This is a genomic window from Rathayibacter sp. PhB186 (assembly GCF_003751825.1).
In the GTDB taxonomy this organism is placed as follows: domain Bacteria; phylum Actinomycetota; class Actinomycetes; order Actinomycetales; family Microbacteriaceae; genus Rathayibacter; species Rathayibacter festucae.
Genome location: NZ_RJKO01000004.1, coordinates 187,625 through 202,421 on the forward strand (window position 1 = coordinate 187,625; position 14,797 = coordinate 202,421).

A 14,797-nucleotide genomic window follows, 5' to 3' on the forward strand; every position below is an offset into this window, starting at 1 on the left:
GTCCGACCCGGCCGCGGCGCCCCGTTCGGGTCCGCTCGCGCGCTCGCGGCTCTTCGAGTGGACGCGTCTCGGGGTCTGCTGCGGTGGCGGAGCCCGTTTCGCGTCCAGTCGCGCAAGCGCGCGTTTCGGCGTCCCAGGGCTCAGTGCTGGTGCTCGTCCTCCCAGCGGGGGAACGGGTCGGCGAGGGTGCGCCAGAGGTCCGGGCCGGCGAGGAGCTCGCGAGGTGTGAGCAGGCAGCCGTGCAGGACTCGGGTGAGTGCGTCGACGTCGAGGTCGCGACCGAGGAAGACGATCTCCTGGCCGACGGGCGCGTCGGTGCTCCAGCTCCGGATCGCCGTGGGGTCCAGGCTCAGGACGTCGCCGGCGATGGACCAGCTCGCGACCCGATCCGCCCGGCTGGCGAGCCGGACCAGGCCGCGGGAGCGGAGGATCCGGCCGACCCGGTGCGCGACGAAGTCGGCGGCGACCGCCGTGTCCAGGCGGCCGGGGTGGAACGGCAGCGGGTCGCGGAAGACGAACGTGGTCACCGATCCCGCGTCGGCCGGGATTCCGCGGAGGGCCCGCTGCCAGCCGAGGTCCGAGGCGAGGCGGTGCGCGCGCTGCGGGGTGAGGACGGCGCGGCGCTGCCGGTAGCGGTCGAGGTCGCGCTCGGTGAGGATCTCCGCCCCGGGCGAGAGCGCCCGCAGCAGGTCGACGGCGGGCGAGACTCCTGCGCCGTCGCCGTCGGTCAGGACGATCAGGCCGGCGAACTCGAGGCGCGTCGCGAGCCGCTCGGCCCGGTCCCACTGCGGCGGCTCCTGCTCCGGCCCCTGGTCCGCGGCCTCGCCGAGCAGCACCCGGGTCACCTCGTCGACCGAGGTGACGGCGACGACGTCGAGGACGCCGATCCGGGTGTCACCGGGGTGCCGCCGGACGCAGAGGTGCTCGAGGACGAGGGCGACCTCCATCGGGTCGGCGACCGGGTCGAGCGAGATCGCGGTGACGCCGCTCTCGCCGTCGTCGGCCTGGCGCGCCAGCTCGGCGGCCAGCTCCGCCGCGAACTCCGCGCTGTCCGAGTCCGGGAGGTCGACGGCGAAGCTCTCGACGGACGTGACTCCGCCGGACAGCTGCCGCGCGATCCGGGCGCTGTCGGCGGCGTCGGACGCGCTCACCAGCGTGACGGCGAGGACGGGTGGTTGGGGCAGTGAGCGCGGAGTGTCCATGGCGAGCTACTCTAAACGATAATCGTTATCAACTAGAAGGAGCACTCGTGAAGGTCCGCAACTCGCTGAAGTCCATGAAGTCGATGCCGGGGTCGCAGGTGGTGCGCCGCCGCGGCCGGGTCTTCGTCATCAACAAGCTCAACCCGCGGTTCAAGGCGCGCCAGGGCTGAGGGCCGGGCGCCGGGGCGCCGACCGCGGTCAGCCCTCGAGGGCGTGCCGGACGGCGTCGTCGACGATGTGGCTGACGTGGGTGTCGGCGACGGAGTAGTGCGCCTCGCGCCCGATCCGCTCGACGGCCACGAGGCCGGCGGCGCGGAGGGTGCGCAGGTGCTGCGAGACCAGGGGCTGCGAGAGCCCGGTGGTCTCCGCGAGGTGCCCGACGGTCGACCGCTCGCTCGCCAGGGCGCGGAGCAGGCGCAGCCGTGAGGAGGAGGAGAGCACCTTGAAGAGCTCGGCCGCGGGTTCGAGATCCTCGGTCATCGGCGCCTCCAGGTCATCTGCTCATCCAAGCAGACGTGCATGGATCGCGCGTCCTGCCGGTCGAGTGGCCTCTTCCTTGCTGGTCGAGTAGCCCCGCAGGGGCGTATCGAGACCCGCCGTGAGCCTCAGCGGGTGAGCGCGGCCTCGCCCCGCAGGCGACCGTCGGCCAGCTGCACGACGCGGTCGGCGAGCGCGATCACGGCCGGGTCGTGCGAGACGCAGACGACGGCGACGCCGCGCTCCGCCTCGGCGCGCAGGATCTCGCGGATGCGCTCGGCGCTCGCCGCATCGAGTCCGGTCGTGGGTTCGTCCAGGAGGAGCAGGTCGGCGCCGCGCGCCAGTCCCTGTGCGAGCAGCGTCCGCTGCCGCTGCCCGCCGGACAGCACGGCGAACGGCTCGGCGGCGAGTGCGGAGATCTCGAGCCGCTCCATCGCCGCGGCGACCACCGCGCGCAGGTCCGCGCCGACCCGGTGCCAGCGGCCGGTGCGCCCCCAGACGCCGACCGTCACGACGTCGCGGACGGTGACGGGGAGGCGGTCCGAGACGGCGGTGCGCTGCGGGACGAAGGCGACCGCGGACGAGACCGTGCGCACTCCCCGGGAGGGCTGCCGGGTGCCGGCGATCACCTCGAGCAGCGTCGACTTACCCGCGCCGTTCGGCCCCGCGATGACGGTGAGCGTGCCCGGCGGCACGTCGAGATCGACGCCGTCCAGCGCGGTCCGCTCGCCGAAGTCGACGCCGACCCCGCGGAGGCTGACGCGGGAGGAGGGCTGCTGACTGCTGGACACGGCCCCGAGCGTACCAGTTTGATAATCGTTCTCATTATCCGTTACGGTCGGGCACCATGCCTGCCCTCCTCTCCGGGATCCTCGAGCCGTTCACGCTCGACTTCCTCCAGCGCGCCCTCCTCGGCGGCGCTCTCGTCGCCGTCCTCTGCGGCGTCGTCGGGACCTGGGTCGTGATCCGCGGCATGGCGTTCCTCGGCGAGGCGCTCGCCCACGGGATGCTCCCCGGCGTCGCGCTGGCGACCGTGCTCGGCGCGCCCGTGCTGGTCGGCGGGGCGGCGAGCGCCGTCGCGATGAGCCTCGGCATCGCCGCGCTGCAGCGTCGGGGCCGCCTGTCGTACGACACGAGCATCGGCATGCTCTTCGTCTCGATGCTCGCGCTCGGCGTGATCATCATCAGCCACTCCGGCAGCTTCGCGACCGACGCGACCTCGATCCTGTTCGGCGACATCCTCGCCATCGCACCGGTCGACCTCGTGCTGCTGGCCGTCGCTGCCGGAGTCGGGCTCGCGGTGGCGGCGGTGTTCCACCGGTCGCTGGTGGCGCTCGCGCTCGACCAGAGGATCGCCGCCGTCCTCGGGCTCGGGCCGCGCTCGGCGCAGGCCGCGCTGGTCGGGCTGGTGACCCTCGCGGTCGTCGCCTCGTACCAGGCCGTCGGCTCGCTCCTGGTCGTCGGGCTGCTCCTCGCACCCGCCGTCGCCGCGGGCCACTGGACGACGCGGATCCCGACCCGGATGGCGTTAGCCGCCGTGCTCGGCGTGCTCTCCGTGCTCGTCGGGCTGCTCGTCTCCTGGTACGCGGCGACCGCCGCGGGCGCCTCCGTCGCCGCCACCGCCCTCGCCGTCTCCGGACTGTCCTGGGCGCTGCGGGCGATGACCGTGTCGCGCCGTCCGCGCCGGGTCGCCGTCCCCGCCTGACCCTCGTCCCCCCTCCGAAAGGACCCCGTGCTCTCCCGCTCCATCCGCTCCCTCCGCACCGCCCCGGCGCTCCTCCTGGGCGCCCTCGCCCTCGCGGCCTGCTCCGCCGACCCCGCCGCCCCGCCGGTGGACGACGCGACCGGCGAGGGTCACGGCGCGATCTCGGGAGCCGCGGAGCTCGCCGAGCCCGCCCTCGGCCTCACCTGGATCGACCCGGCCGGCGCCGTCTCGCACCTCGACCTCCTGGACGAGAGCGTCGCCGAGCTCGGCACGGTCGGCGCCCCGTCCGCGCTGACGACCGACGGCCGCTACCTCTTCGCTCAGACCGCCGCCGGGGTCGAGATCGTCGACAGCGGCGTCTGGACCTGGGACCACGTCGACCACTTCCACTACTACCGCGCCGAGCCGGCGCTGCTCGGCACCGTCGCGGGTGAGGGGGAGGCGGTCGTCGCCACCACGAACCTCTCCACCTCCGGCGGCACCGGGCTGTTCTTCCCGGAGTCGGGCGAGGCCGTGCTCCTCGACACCGAGGCGCTGTCGAAGGGCGAGATCGTCGAGTCGTTCCGCCTGGACGGCGAGCCGGGGCCCGGGATGGTCGTCCCGGTCGGCTCGTTCGCGCTCGTCACCGAGGGCGCGGGGGAGTCGGCGTCGGTCGTCGGGCACACGGCCGCCGGCGAGCGCACCGGCCTCGTCGAGGCGTGCCCGCAGCCCACGGGGACGATCACCACCCGCGTCGGCGCGGTGATCGGCTGCGCGGACGGCGCGCTGCTCGCCACCGTCGACGGCGAGGAGCTGACCGTCGAGCACATCCCCTACCCCGAGGGAACGACCGCGCCCGCCGCGACCGTCTTCGCGAACCGCGAGGGCCGGCCGACCGTCGCCGGGCTCGCCGGGAGCGAGGGGATCTGGCTGCTCGACACCCGCGCCCGCTCGTGGTCGCTGCTCCCCGCTCCCGCGCCCCTCGCGCAGGTGACCGCCGTCGACGACGAGGACGACCACGTGCTCGCGCTGGGGCAGGACGGCCGCGTGCTCGTGCTCGACGGCGCGGACGGCACGGTGCTCGCCCAGACCGAGCCCCTCGCGTCCGAGTCGCTCGCCGCCGGCCTCGCCCCGACCCTCGTCGCCGACCAGCAGCGCGCCTACCTCAGTGCCCCCGCCGAGCGGCGCCTGCACGAGATCGACTACGCCGACGACGCCCGCCTCGCGCGCAGCTTCGAGACGGCGACCGAGCCGGCGTTCACCGCCGAGACGGGACGCTGACCATGGGACGCACCCGACGCCGCGCACCCCTCGCCGTGGCCGCCGTCGCTTTGCTCGCTCTCACCGGCTGCTCGGCCGGCGCCGACGACCGCCCGCTGGTGATCGTCTCGACCAACATCCTCGGCGACGTCGTCGAGCGCCTGGTCGGCGAGGAGGCCGAGGTCGTGACGCTGATGAAGCCGAACGCCGACCCGCACTCCTTCGAGATCTCCGCGCAGGAGGCGGCGCGGCTGCGCTCGGCCGACCTGGTCGTCTCCAACGGCCTGGGCCTGGAGGAGGGGCTGCAGCAGCACCTCGACGCCGCGGCCGCCGAGGACGTGCCGGCCTTCGTCGCCGGCGACGCGATCGACGTGCTCGACTACTCCGAGGGCGACGCCGAGGGCAGCCCCGACTCGCACTTCTGGACCGACCCGGCGCGGATGATCGCCGTCGTCGACGCGCTCGCGCCGGTGCTCGCGGAGCTCGACGGAGCGGATCCCGCGGCCCTGGAGCGCAGCGCCGCCGAGTACCGCGCCGAGCTCGAGGCGCTCGACGCCGAGATGACGGCCGCCTTCGCCGCGATCCCGGAGGAGCGCCGCGCCCTCGTCACCAACCACCACGTCTTCGGCTACCTCGCCGACCGCTTCGACTTCGACGTCGTCGGCGCGGTGATCCCCGGCGGCACCACCCTCGCGGCGCCGTCCGCCTCCGACCTCGCCGACCTCGTCGACGCGGTCGAGGAGACCGGCGTCCCCACGATCTTCGCGGAGTCCTCGTCTCCCGACCGCCTGGTCCAGGCGCTCGCGAGCGAGGCCGACATCCGCGTCGAGGTGGTCGAGCTGTTCACGGAGTCCCTCACGGGGCCCGAGGGCGGCGCCCCCGACTACCTCAGCATGATGCGCGTGAACACGCAGCGCATCGCCACCGGGCTCTCACCGTGAGCGCCCACGACCAGCACCAGGAGAACCACATCCCCATGCGCACCAGCCCCTTCCGCCGAGCGCCGCTTCGGCGAGCGCCCCTCCGCCGAGCCGGCCTCGGCCTCCTCGCCCTCGGCGCGATCGCGACCCTCGCGGCCTGCTCCTCGAGCAGCGCCCCCGCGGCCGATCCGACCGCCGCCGCCAGCCCGGCCGCCGCCGGCACCCGGCTCGCCGTCGCCTACGAGGGCGGCATCCTCGTCCTGGACGGCGAGACCCTCGAGACCGTGGCCGACCTGGACTCCGAGGAGTTCACCCGCCTGAACCCGGCGGGCGACGGCCGGCACGTCATGGTCACCATGAGCGAGGGCTTCCAGCTCCTCGACACCGCCGCCGGCACCGACGGCGAGCCCGAGCTCACCGACGTCGTCTTCGCCGCGGACACCCCCGGGCACGTCGTCCGCCACGGCGGGAAGACGATCCTCTACGCCGACGGCACCAGCGACACGACGGTCATCGAGACCGCGGACCTGGCCGACGCCGAGGGCGTTCCCGAGGTCGAGACCATCCCGGGCGTCCAGGCGCACCACGGGGTGTCGATCGTCCTCGAGGACGGCACCTTCCTCACCACGGTCGGCACCGCCGACGGCCGCACCGGCATCGAGGTGCGCGACGCCTCCGGCGCCGTCGTGGCCACGAACGACCAGTGCCCCGGCGTGCACGGCGAGGGCACCGCCGAGAACGAGGTCGTGGTCTTCGGCTGCGAGAACGGCGCCCTCGTCTACGACGGCGGCGAGATCGCCAAGCTCGAGGCGCCCGACCAGCCCTACGGCCGGATGGGCAACGCCTGGGTCAGCGAGACCAGCCCGATCGTCGTCGGCGACTACAAGGACGACCAGGACGCCGAGGGCTACCTCCTGCACCGCCTCGCGCTGATCGACACCGAGGCGAAGACCCTCGACGTCGTCGACCTGCCCGAGGGCGTCGAGTACACCTTCCGCGGCGTCGCGCGCGGCCCGGACGACCTCGCCTACCTGATCGGCTCCGACGGAGCGGTCCACGTGATCGAGCCGGAGACCGGGGAGATCACCGACTCGTACCCCGTCGTGGACGCCTGGGAGAGCCCCGTCGAGTGGCAGGACCCGCACCCCGCCATCACGGTCGCCGGTGACATCGCCTACGTCACCGACCCGGCCGCGAAGAGCGTCCACGCGCTCGATCTGACCACCGGGAAGGTGCTGTCCAGCGCCGAGCTGGAGGTCACGCCGAACGAGATCGCGCTCGCCGCGAGCTGACGCACGGGACGACGGAAGGGCGCGGGGCTGCTGGCCCCGCGCCCTTCTCCGTGTCCGGTGCGGTTTTGGAGGGTGACCCGTGCGGTCAGTCGGCGGCGCGGTTCCCGCGTCGACGGCGGCCGAGGAGCAGGCCGAGCGCGCCGAGCAGGCCGAGGACCCCGGCGGCGGGCAGCGCGGACGCCGCATCGACGCCGGTCTCGGCGAGACGGGTGGCGGAGGCGTCCTTCGTCGGCCTCGTGCCGGTGACGCCGGAGTGGGGCGAGCCGGAGCCGGCGCCGGACGGGGTGGTGCCGGTGGTGCCGGTGCCTGACGTGGTGGTGCCGGTGCCCGACGCGGTGGTGCCGGAGGCCGTGGTGCGGGCGTCCGACGTCCCGGCGCTCGCCGCAGCGGCGCCGCCCGAGGAGGTCGTCCCCGAGGCGATGGTGCCGGTCGTCGTGCCGGCTCCCGGGCCGACGGCTCCCGGGCCGACGGCGCCCGGGGTGGCGGCGCCGGTCGTGCCGGTGACGGTCGGGCGAGTGCCGGTGGTGCCGGTGTCCGTGGTGTGCGGACCGGCGGTGCTCGGGCGCGTGCCGGTCCTGCCGGCGTCGGTGGTGCCCGTGCTCGGAGTGCCGGTCCCGGCTGTTCCCGGGGTCCCGGTCGCGGGTGTGCCCGTCCCGGTGGCTCCGGCACCGGCCGTGCCCGTTGCCGGTAGGCCTGTGCCCGTGCCCGGCGTGCCGGTGGGCGCCGGGGTGGCCGGTGAGCCGGTGGGCGCGGGAGTGGACGGAGTGTCGGTCGGTGCGGGAGTGGTCGGCGTGCCGGTGGGTGGGGGAGCCGACGGGGTCCCGATGGGTGCGGGGATGGACGGGGTGTTGGTGGGTGCGGGAGTGGTCGGCGTGCCGGTGGGTGCGGGAGCCGACGGGGTCCCGATGGGTGCGGGTATGGACGGGGTGTTGGTGGGTGCGGGGGTGGTCGGCGTGCCGGTGGGTGCGGGAGTGGAGGGGGTCCCGATGGGCGCGGGGATGGACGGGGTAGCGGTGGGCGCAGGGGTGGACGGCGTGCCGGTGGGAACCGGAGCCGACGGGGTCCCGGTGGGAACAGGAGCTGACGGAGTCCCGGTGGGTGCGGGAGCCGACGGGGTCCCGATGGGCGCCGGCGTGGACGGGGTGCCGGTAGGTGTGGGAGTGGACGGCGTGCCGGTGGGAACAGGACCTGACGGGGTCACGGTGGGCGCGACGGTCGACGGCGTGCCGGTGGGTGCGGGGCTGGATGGGGTGCCGGTCGGGGCGGGAGTCGAGGGGGTCACGGTGGGCGCGGGTGTCGGCGCGCTGCCGGGGCCGCCGGTCGTGCTGCCCCGGGGGATCGGGACGGCGGTGACGAGGAGGTCGGAGGTGTAGGCGGCGCCGCGTGGAGTGGTCGCGGTGATGGTGCCCGAGCGGCGGTACTCGCCCGCCTCCACGTCCGACTGCTGGACAGGGCCCGCGAGGGTGCGGACCGCGCTCTCGCCCGGCGCGAGGGTGAACGGCGGCAGAGTGTCGACACGGACGTCGGTGAGCGCGACGTCACCGCGGTTGACGATCGTGAAGGTCGTGTCGACGATGGTGCCCACGGCGACGGCTGCTCCCGGTGCGAGCCTGGGCGTGCTCGTGGTGGTGACGGCCAGGAGGGGGCGCTCGACGGGGATCGCGAGCTGCGCGCCGCTGCGCACCGTCGTGGGGCGGCCCCCGATCACGGTGGTGGTGTCGGCGACGATGTGGGTGAGGCCGCTCGCGAGGTCGTCCTCCGTGACCGTGGACTCGAGGTGCAGCTCGGCGCTCCCGCCGGGCGCGACGAGCGCCGCCTTCTCACTGGTGCTGCCGGGGCTGCCGGGGGCGGCGCCCACCCGGACCGCGACGAGGTCCCGCACGTCGCCGGGGCCGGTGTTGGTGACCGTCGAGGTCCAGCGGACCTTCGTGCCGGCCGTCACCTGCTCGCCGGGCTGCAGCACGAACTCGCCCCGGAATCTCCAGGCCGCGTCGCTCGGACCGTTGGCCGCCGGTCCTCCTGCGGTGGCACCCGGTGCGGTCCCCGTCGTGCCGGGCGCGGGCGTCGCGGTGCCGGCCGGGCTGGAGATCGTGGGCGTGGGCGTGGATGTGGGTGTGGGTGTGGGTGTGGTCGTTGTGCCTCCCGCGGAGCCCGGAGTCGTGCCGGTGGGGGCCGGCTTCGGGATCGCGAGGACGATGGTGGCGGGGGTGGACCGGTGCTCGGCGCCCCGGGGTGTCCGTGCGGTGGCGAAGCCGCCCACGCGGCGGTACTCGCCCGCGGTCAGGTCCGACAGCGAGATCGTGTCCGAGAGGCGCTGGACGCTGACCTGGCCCGGCGCGAGGCTGAACGGGGGGAGTCCGGCGAGTCGGATGTCGTTCAGTGCCACGTCGCCGCGGTTGGTCAGCGTGACGGTCGCGTCGACCACGGTGCCGAGGGTGACCGATGCGCCGGGTGCGAGCCGGAACGACGGGGCGTAGGCCACCTCCAGGGCGGGCCGCTCGGCGGCCGCCGCCGGGCCCCCTGGCAGGGCGAGCTCGCCGACCACGGGGAGCGCGAACCTGCCCTGCGTCGAGCTGAGGTCCCAGGTGAACGCGTACGACACCTTGCCGGCGTCGAGATCGGCCTGGGTGACTGTCCGAGAGAACGTGACGTCCCGACCGTCGCGGCTCGCACCCGGTGGGATGACGAGGCCGGATCCGGCGACCGTGACCGCGACAGGGCCGTCGTTGCGGAAGGTGACGATCCACGTCACCTTCGTGCCGACCGTCGGCTTCTCGCCCGGCTTCAGCTCGAGCGTCCCCTTCGCCGTCGCGCTCACGAGGTGGTCCCCCGTGGCGGCCGGGGACGTCGGCGGAACGGGGGCGGGGGTCGACGGCGTGCCGGTGGGTGCGGAAGTGGGCACGGTCCCGGTGGGCACGGCGGTGGCCGACGTGCCGGTGGGTGCGGGAGTGGAGGGGGTCCCGGTGGGCGCGGGAGTGGACGGCGTGCTCGCGGGGATCGGCAGCACGACGACGATGTCGGGGGAGAAGTACTCGACACCGCGGGGGGTGCGTGCCGTCATGTTGCCCGAGCGGCGGTATTCGCCGGCTTCCACGTCCCAGTCCTCGATCTCGCCCGTGAGGACCCGGACGGCGCTCTCGCCCGGCGCGAGGGTGAACGGGACCAGCTTGTCGATCCGGACGTCGGTGAGCGTGACGTCGCCGCGGTTGACGATCGTGAGGGTCACGTCGAAGACGGTGCCGGCGACGGGGGCCGCTCCCGGCGCGAGCCTGGGCACGATCGTGGCGGTCACGGCGAGGAGGGGGTTCTCGGCAGGGATCGCGAGCGTCGCGCCGCTGCGGACCGTGTTCGTCCTCCCGCCGGTCACCGCGGTCGCATCGACGACGATGTGGGCGAGGCCGCTCGCCAGGTCGTCCTCCGTGACGGTGGACTCGAGGTGCAGCTGCGCGGTCCGGCCCTTGGCGAGGACGGCCAGCTTCTCGCTGGTGCTGCCGGGGCTGCCGGGGGCGGCGCCCACCCGGACCGCGACGAGGTCGCGCAGGTCGTCGGGGCCGGTGTTGGTCAGCGTCGAGGTCCAGCGGACCTTCGTGCCGGCCTTCACCTGCTCGCCGGGCTGCAGCACGAACTCGCCGCGGAACCGCCAGGACTCGTCGGCCGTGCCGCTCGCCGGGGACCCTCCGGCGCCGGCACCCGGCGCGGGAGCCGGCGTGGCGGTGCTCGTCGCGCCGGCGACGTTCGGCTTCGGGAACGGCAGCCTCACGGGGGCGATGGTCTTGTAGGCGGCGCCCCTCGGGGTGCGCGCGGTGACGTAGCCCTCGCCGCGGCGGTACTCGCCGGCGTTCACGTCCAGCTGGTCGACCTTGTCCTTGACGCCGAGAACGGCCTGCTGGCCCGGCGCGAGGCTGAACGGCGTGGTGCCGGTGAAGGTGATGTCGTGGAGGGTCACCTCCCCGCGGTTGGTCACCGTGACGGTCGAGTCCACCACGGTGCCGAGGACGACGGGCTGGCCCGGTGCCGGCTCGAACCTCGGGGTGAAGACGACCTCGAGCGCGGGGTTCTCCGCCGGGATCGGCAGCTCGCCGCGCACGGGGATCCAGTGCACGCCCGCCGGAGTGACGACGCCCCAGGTGTTCGCGTACCCCATCACTCCGGCATCGAGATCGGCCTGAGTGACCGTCTGCTCCTTCACGTCGTCCCGACCGTCGCGGCTCTGCCCCGCCGGGATGGAGAGCTGGGTTCCGTAGACATCGGCGGTGGCCGTGCCGTTGTTCCGGAAGGTGATGATCCACTTCACCTTCGTGCCGACCACCGGCTTCTCGCCCGGCTTCAGCTCGAACGTCCCCCTCACCGTCGCGCTCACCAGGGAGTCCCCGGTCATGGGTGCGGACGGCGGCGGAGCGGGCTGCTGCTGGGCGGCGGCGACCGGCGTCTCCGACGCGGCGGCAGGAGCCTCGAGCGTCGGCGTCGGCGTCGCGTCGGGTGCCGATGGCGCGAGAGAGGGGACCGGTGCCTCCGGCGCGGCCGCGACGCTCGGCGGGGTCGTGACGTCGACCGCGGTCGGGGCCGGAGCGAGAGCGGCCGCGGGCGGGGCGGTCTCGGGAGTCGGCGCAGGGGGAGCGGCGGAGGGAGAGGCGTCCGGCACAGCGGGGGTGGCGCTCGGTGCGGCGGAGGCGGCGGCCGGTGCCGCGGAGGCGGCGGCCGGGGCGGCCTCGGGCGCAGTGGGTCCGACCGACGGCGCGGCATCGTCCGGTGCGATCGAGGGTGTGGGCGCCGGGAGTGCGGGCACCGACGGGGCGTCCTGTGCCGGTGCCGCGGTCGTGGCGTCGGCGCCTCCTTTGGCGTGGGCGGCGACGGAGGTCGTTCCGAGCAGGCAGGCGCTCAGCGCGACGGACGCGGCGATGCTGAGGGGCGTGCTGGGCGTTCGGCGCGGTCTTCGGGGGTCGGGGCGTGAGGGGGTCAAGGGCACTCCTGGGCAGGGATCGGCGAGAGGTCGAGACGATTCCGGGAAGGTTCACACAGGTGTTCCCAGGGCTGCGAATTTCTGGCGCGGAAGCGGGTGCCCGGCAGTCTTCGACACCGTTGGCGGTGCAGGACGACCGAGGGCCGGTGGCGTCGAATCGAGTCGACGCCACCGGCCCTGGGCCTGACCGACGGTGCGTCAGTCGGCGGTGCGGCCGCGGCGGCGGCGGGCGCCGAGCAGCATGCCGAGCGCGCCGAGGAGCCCGAGGGCGCCGGCAGCCGGAAACGCGGACGACGCGTCGACGCCGGTCTGGGCGAGGTGCGCTGCGGACGCGCCCCCGCGCTGCGGAGTCGTGCTCGCCGCGGCCGGGGCGCTGGGCGCCGATCCTGCGGCTGCGTCGGGACGCACGCCCGCGGCACCGGCGAGTGCCACGAAGCCGGCCGGGGCGCCCTCGTCGGCGGTCGCCGCGCCTACGGTCGGCCCGGTCGCGGAGGCGGTTCCGCCGGTGGTCGCGGCCTCGGTGGTGGTCCCGGTGCTCGTCTCCGTCTGCGTCGGCGTTCCGGGGGCGGCTCCGTCCACGGCCGCCGGGATCGGGAGGACGCCGAGGAAGGGCGCGGAGGTGTAGTCGGGGCGGTCCTTCCGGATGCCCGTGGCGGTGGAGACCCGTCGCACCACTCCCGCGTCCAGATCCTTCTGCGTCACGGCGTCGACCACCTGGTAGACCTTCGTCTCGCCGACGGCGATGCTGCCGGGACCCTGCTGGTCGGGGTCGAGGAAGGACACGTCGCCGGTGTTCTTCACCGTGACGGTCCAGATGATCGTCGAGCCGACCGCGACGGGCTGTCCCGGCTCGAGGTCGAACGCGCCGGTGGAGCTCGCCTCGAGGCGCGGGTGCTCGGTGCCGATCGCGAGCTCGCCGGAGGCGGAGGCGGAAAAGGGGCCGTCGCCGGTGCGGCCGACGAGATCGGCGACGAGGAGGGTGCGGTTCTGCGCGAGGTCCTGCGCCGTGACGGTGGTCTCGAGGTGCAGCTGCCGGGTCTCGCCCGGGGTGAGGACGGCGATCGTCTCGCTGTGGGCGTCACCGTCGGCGGAGAGGTCGTGCAGGTCCGTTCCGGCGGTGTTCGTGACCGTGACGGTCCAGCTCACCCGGGTGCCGGCCTTCACCTGCTCGCCCGCCGTCAGCTCGAACGCGCCGGTGGTGATGACGGCGACGCGTCCCTCGTCGGAGGTGAGGTCGAGCGAGTCGTTCAGCTGGAGGCTCGCAGTGGAGCCGGCCGGGGTGCGGCCGCTCGCGTGGAAGGTGTCGAAGGTGAAGCCCTGGACGATGTCCCTCCGGGTGACGGTCGAGTAAAAGGTCAGGTCCTTCGTCTCGCCGACGGCGAGGGCGGTGTGCTCTCCCGCATCGGTGACGTGGACGTCGGAGAGGGCGACGTCGCCGGAGTTGGTGAGCGTGGCGGTCCACTTCACCGGCGTGCCGACCTGCACCCGCCCACCGGCCGGGAGCACGACCTCGCCGGCGATCCTCCCGGTGAGGGAGGGGTGCTCGGCGGCGGCCGGAGCCGGGGCCGGCGTCGGGAGGGTCAGCTCGCCGCGCGCGGGGATCGTGTAGCGGCCTCCCGGTGCCTCGACGCCGAACTCGCTCTCGTAGTGCACGACGCCGGCGTCCAGGTCGGCCTGGGTGATCGTGCTCGGCTTGGTGGTGTCCTCGACGTAGCCGCTGCGGCCGGGGGTGAGCTCGAGGGTGGTTCCGTCGATCGTCACGGTGTCGGGGCTGTGGTGGAGGAAGGTGACGATCCACTTCACGGTGGTGCCGACCGTCGGCTTCTCGCCCGGCTTCAGATCGGGGACGCCGCGCACGGAGGCGGTCACCCGGTCGGGCGCGGTGGTGGTCGGAGTGGGGGCGGGTACGGGTGTGGTCGGCGTCGCGGTCGGGCTCGTGGTCGGCGTCGTGCTCGGAGTCGGTGCGGTCTCGGGCAGATCGAGTCCGCCCTGTGCGCGGATGATCTGGCGGCCGTCGCTGGAGACGATGTCGTAGCGGCTGGTGTAGGTGACGCGGCCGGCGTCGAGGTCGGCCTGGGTGATGGTCGTGGGTGCGAGGTTGTCCTCGACCTCGCCGCTCTCGCCGGGCTCGAGGTGCAGGAGCGCCTTGAGGACGTCGACGGCCTGGGAGGTGGAGTTGTGGAGGGTGATGGTCCACTTGACCGGGGTGCCGATGTGGGGCTTCTCGCCGGGCTCGAGGTCGAGGACGCCCTTCACCGTCGCGGTCACGCCGACCGACGTGGCTGCTGACGCGGCCGGAGTGGGCTGCTGCTGGGGTGTCGAGACCGGCGTCTCGGTCGCGGGCACGGCGGGCACCGGGGTGGCGGCGGCGACCGGCATCGTCGCTTCCTCGGGCGCAGTCGCCGCGGGCGCCACTGAGGCGGCGGGGAAGACGGGGTCCGGGGAGACGGGCTCCGGAGCGGCTGTCGGGGCGGACGGCTGCACGGCCGGAGCGGGCTCGGCCTCGGGTGCGGCGGGTGCCGAGGTGACGGGCTGTGCGGTGGTGTCCGCGGGGACGGCCTGCGCGGTCGTCTCGACGGGGACGGCCTGCGCGGTGGTCTCGACGGCGGCAGGAGCGGTGGCCTCGTCGGCGTGGGCGACGAGGGCGGTGGAGCCGAGCAGGCAGGCGCTCAAGGTGAGCGAGGCGGCGATGCTGAGTGGTGCTCCGAGGGACCGGCGGGGTCCCTGGATGTCGTGGCGGCGGGGGGTCATGCGAACTCCTAGGCGGTGGTGATTCGAATATCGAGTGAAGCTCGGAAACGATCACATCGGAGAGGAGGAGTTGACACATCGGTGGCGTGAAGTGGTCAAGGAGGCGCCCGATGCGAGTAATGGCGCTGATGTGCAGTAGTGGCGGGAGTTGTGTCGAAGCGGGCATGTCGGCGTCGAGGAGGGGCCGGTCAGGGGCCCGATCGGCCGGGTTCTGCTGGTGGCAAGGCCCCGGGGAACGCGAGAACGGCCTG

10 protein-coding genes are annotated in these 14,797 nt (G+C 74.4%); 5 read left to right on the forward strand and 5 right to left on the reverse strand.

What is annotated here, in order from left to right; translation table 11 throughout:
- Nucleotides 1–140: 140 nt before the first annotated feature.
- Complete coding sequence (locus EDF45_RS12630) at nt 141–1,202, reverse strand: GTP-binding protein (protein ID WP_123736418.1); 1,062 nt, start codon at nt 1,200–1,202, stop codon at nt 141–143.
- Nucleotides 1,203–1,249: 47 nt separating this feature from the next.
- On the opposite strand from EDF45_RS12630, the gene ykgO reads away from it, so the two are divergent.
- Nucleotides 1,250–1,372 carry a type B 50S ribosomal protein L36 gene (gene ykgO / locus EDF45_RS12635; RefSeq protein ID WP_123446985.1) on the forward strand — a complete coding sequence of 41 codons (123 nt, stop codon included), beginning with the start codon at nt 1,250–1,252 and terminating at the stop codon, nt 1,370–1,372.
- Nucleotides 1,373–1,400: 28 nt separating this feature from the next.
- On the opposite strand, the gene EDF45_RS12640 is transcribed toward ykgO, so the two are convergent.
- Both EDF45_RS12640 and aztA read right to left on the reverse strand, forming a co-directional pair.
- Complete coding sequence (locus EDF45_RS12640; RefSeq protein ID WP_123446984.1) at nt 1,401–1,682, reverse strand: helix-turn-helix transcriptional regulator; 282 nt, start codon at nt 1,680–1,682, stop codon at nt 1,401–1,403.
- Nucleotides 1,683–1,807: 125 nt separating this feature from the next.
- Nucleotides 1,808–2,470, reverse strand: coding sequence for a zinc ABC transporter ATP-binding protein AztA (gene aztA, locus EDF45_RS12645; RefSeq protein WP_123736417.1), 663 nt, complete (start codon nt 2,468–2,470; stop codon nt 1,808–1,810).
- A gap of 56 nt (nt 2,471–2,526) precedes the next feature.
- On the opposite strand from aztA, the gene aztB reads away from it, so the two are divergent.
- Genes aztB through aztD form a run of 4 tightly spaced genes read left to right on the forward strand, consistent with a single transcriptional unit; the run spans nt 2,527 to nt 6,835 of the window.
- Nucleotides 2,527–3,384: a zinc ABC transporter permease AztB gene (gene aztB, locus EDF45_RS12650; RefSeq protein WP_123736416.1), complete on the forward strand. Its 858-nt coding sequence runs from the start codon at nt 2,527–2,529 to the stop codon at nt 3,382–3,384.
- A gap of 27 nt (nt 3,385–3,411) precedes the next feature.
- Complete coding sequence (locus EDF45_RS12655) at nt 3,412–4,644, forward strand: ABC transporter (RefSeq protein WP_260312185.1); 1,233 nt, start codon at nt 3,412–3,414, stop codon at nt 4,642–4,644.
- Nucleotides 4,645–4,646: 2 nt separating this feature from the next.
- Complete coding sequence (aztC, locus tag EDF45_RS12660; protein WP_123736415.1) at nt 4,647–5,564, forward strand: zinc ABC transporter substrate-binding protein AztC; 918 nt, start codon at nt 4,647–4,649, stop codon at nt 5,562–5,564.
- A 35-nt stretch (nt 5,565–5,599) separates the two neighbouring features.
- Entirely contained in the window at nt 5,600–6,835 is a 1,236-nt protein-coding gene (gene aztD / locus EDF45_RS12665; protein WP_185020184.1) for a zinc metallochaperone AztD, read from the forward strand.
- Nucleotides 6,836–6,920: 85 nt separating this feature from the next.
- Here aztD and EDF45_RS12670 read toward each other — a convergent pair whose 3' ends face one another.
- Both EDF45_RS12670 and EDF45_RS21040 read right to left on the reverse strand, forming a co-directional pair.
- Nucleotides 6,921–11,795, reverse strand: a complete 4,875-nt coding sequence (locus tag EDF45_RS12670) for an LPXTG cell wall anchor domain-containing protein (protein ID WP_148060280.1) — start codon at nt 11,793–11,795, stop codon at nt 6,921–6,923.
- A gap of 198 nt (nt 11,796–11,993) precedes the next feature.
- Nucleotides 11,994–14,546, reverse strand: a complete 2,553-nt coding sequence (locus tag EDF45_RS21040) for an LPXTG cell wall anchor domain-containing protein (protein WP_148060279.1) — start codon at nt 14,544–14,546, stop codon at nt 11,994–11,996.
- Nucleotides 14,547–14,797: the final 251 nt, after the last annotated feature.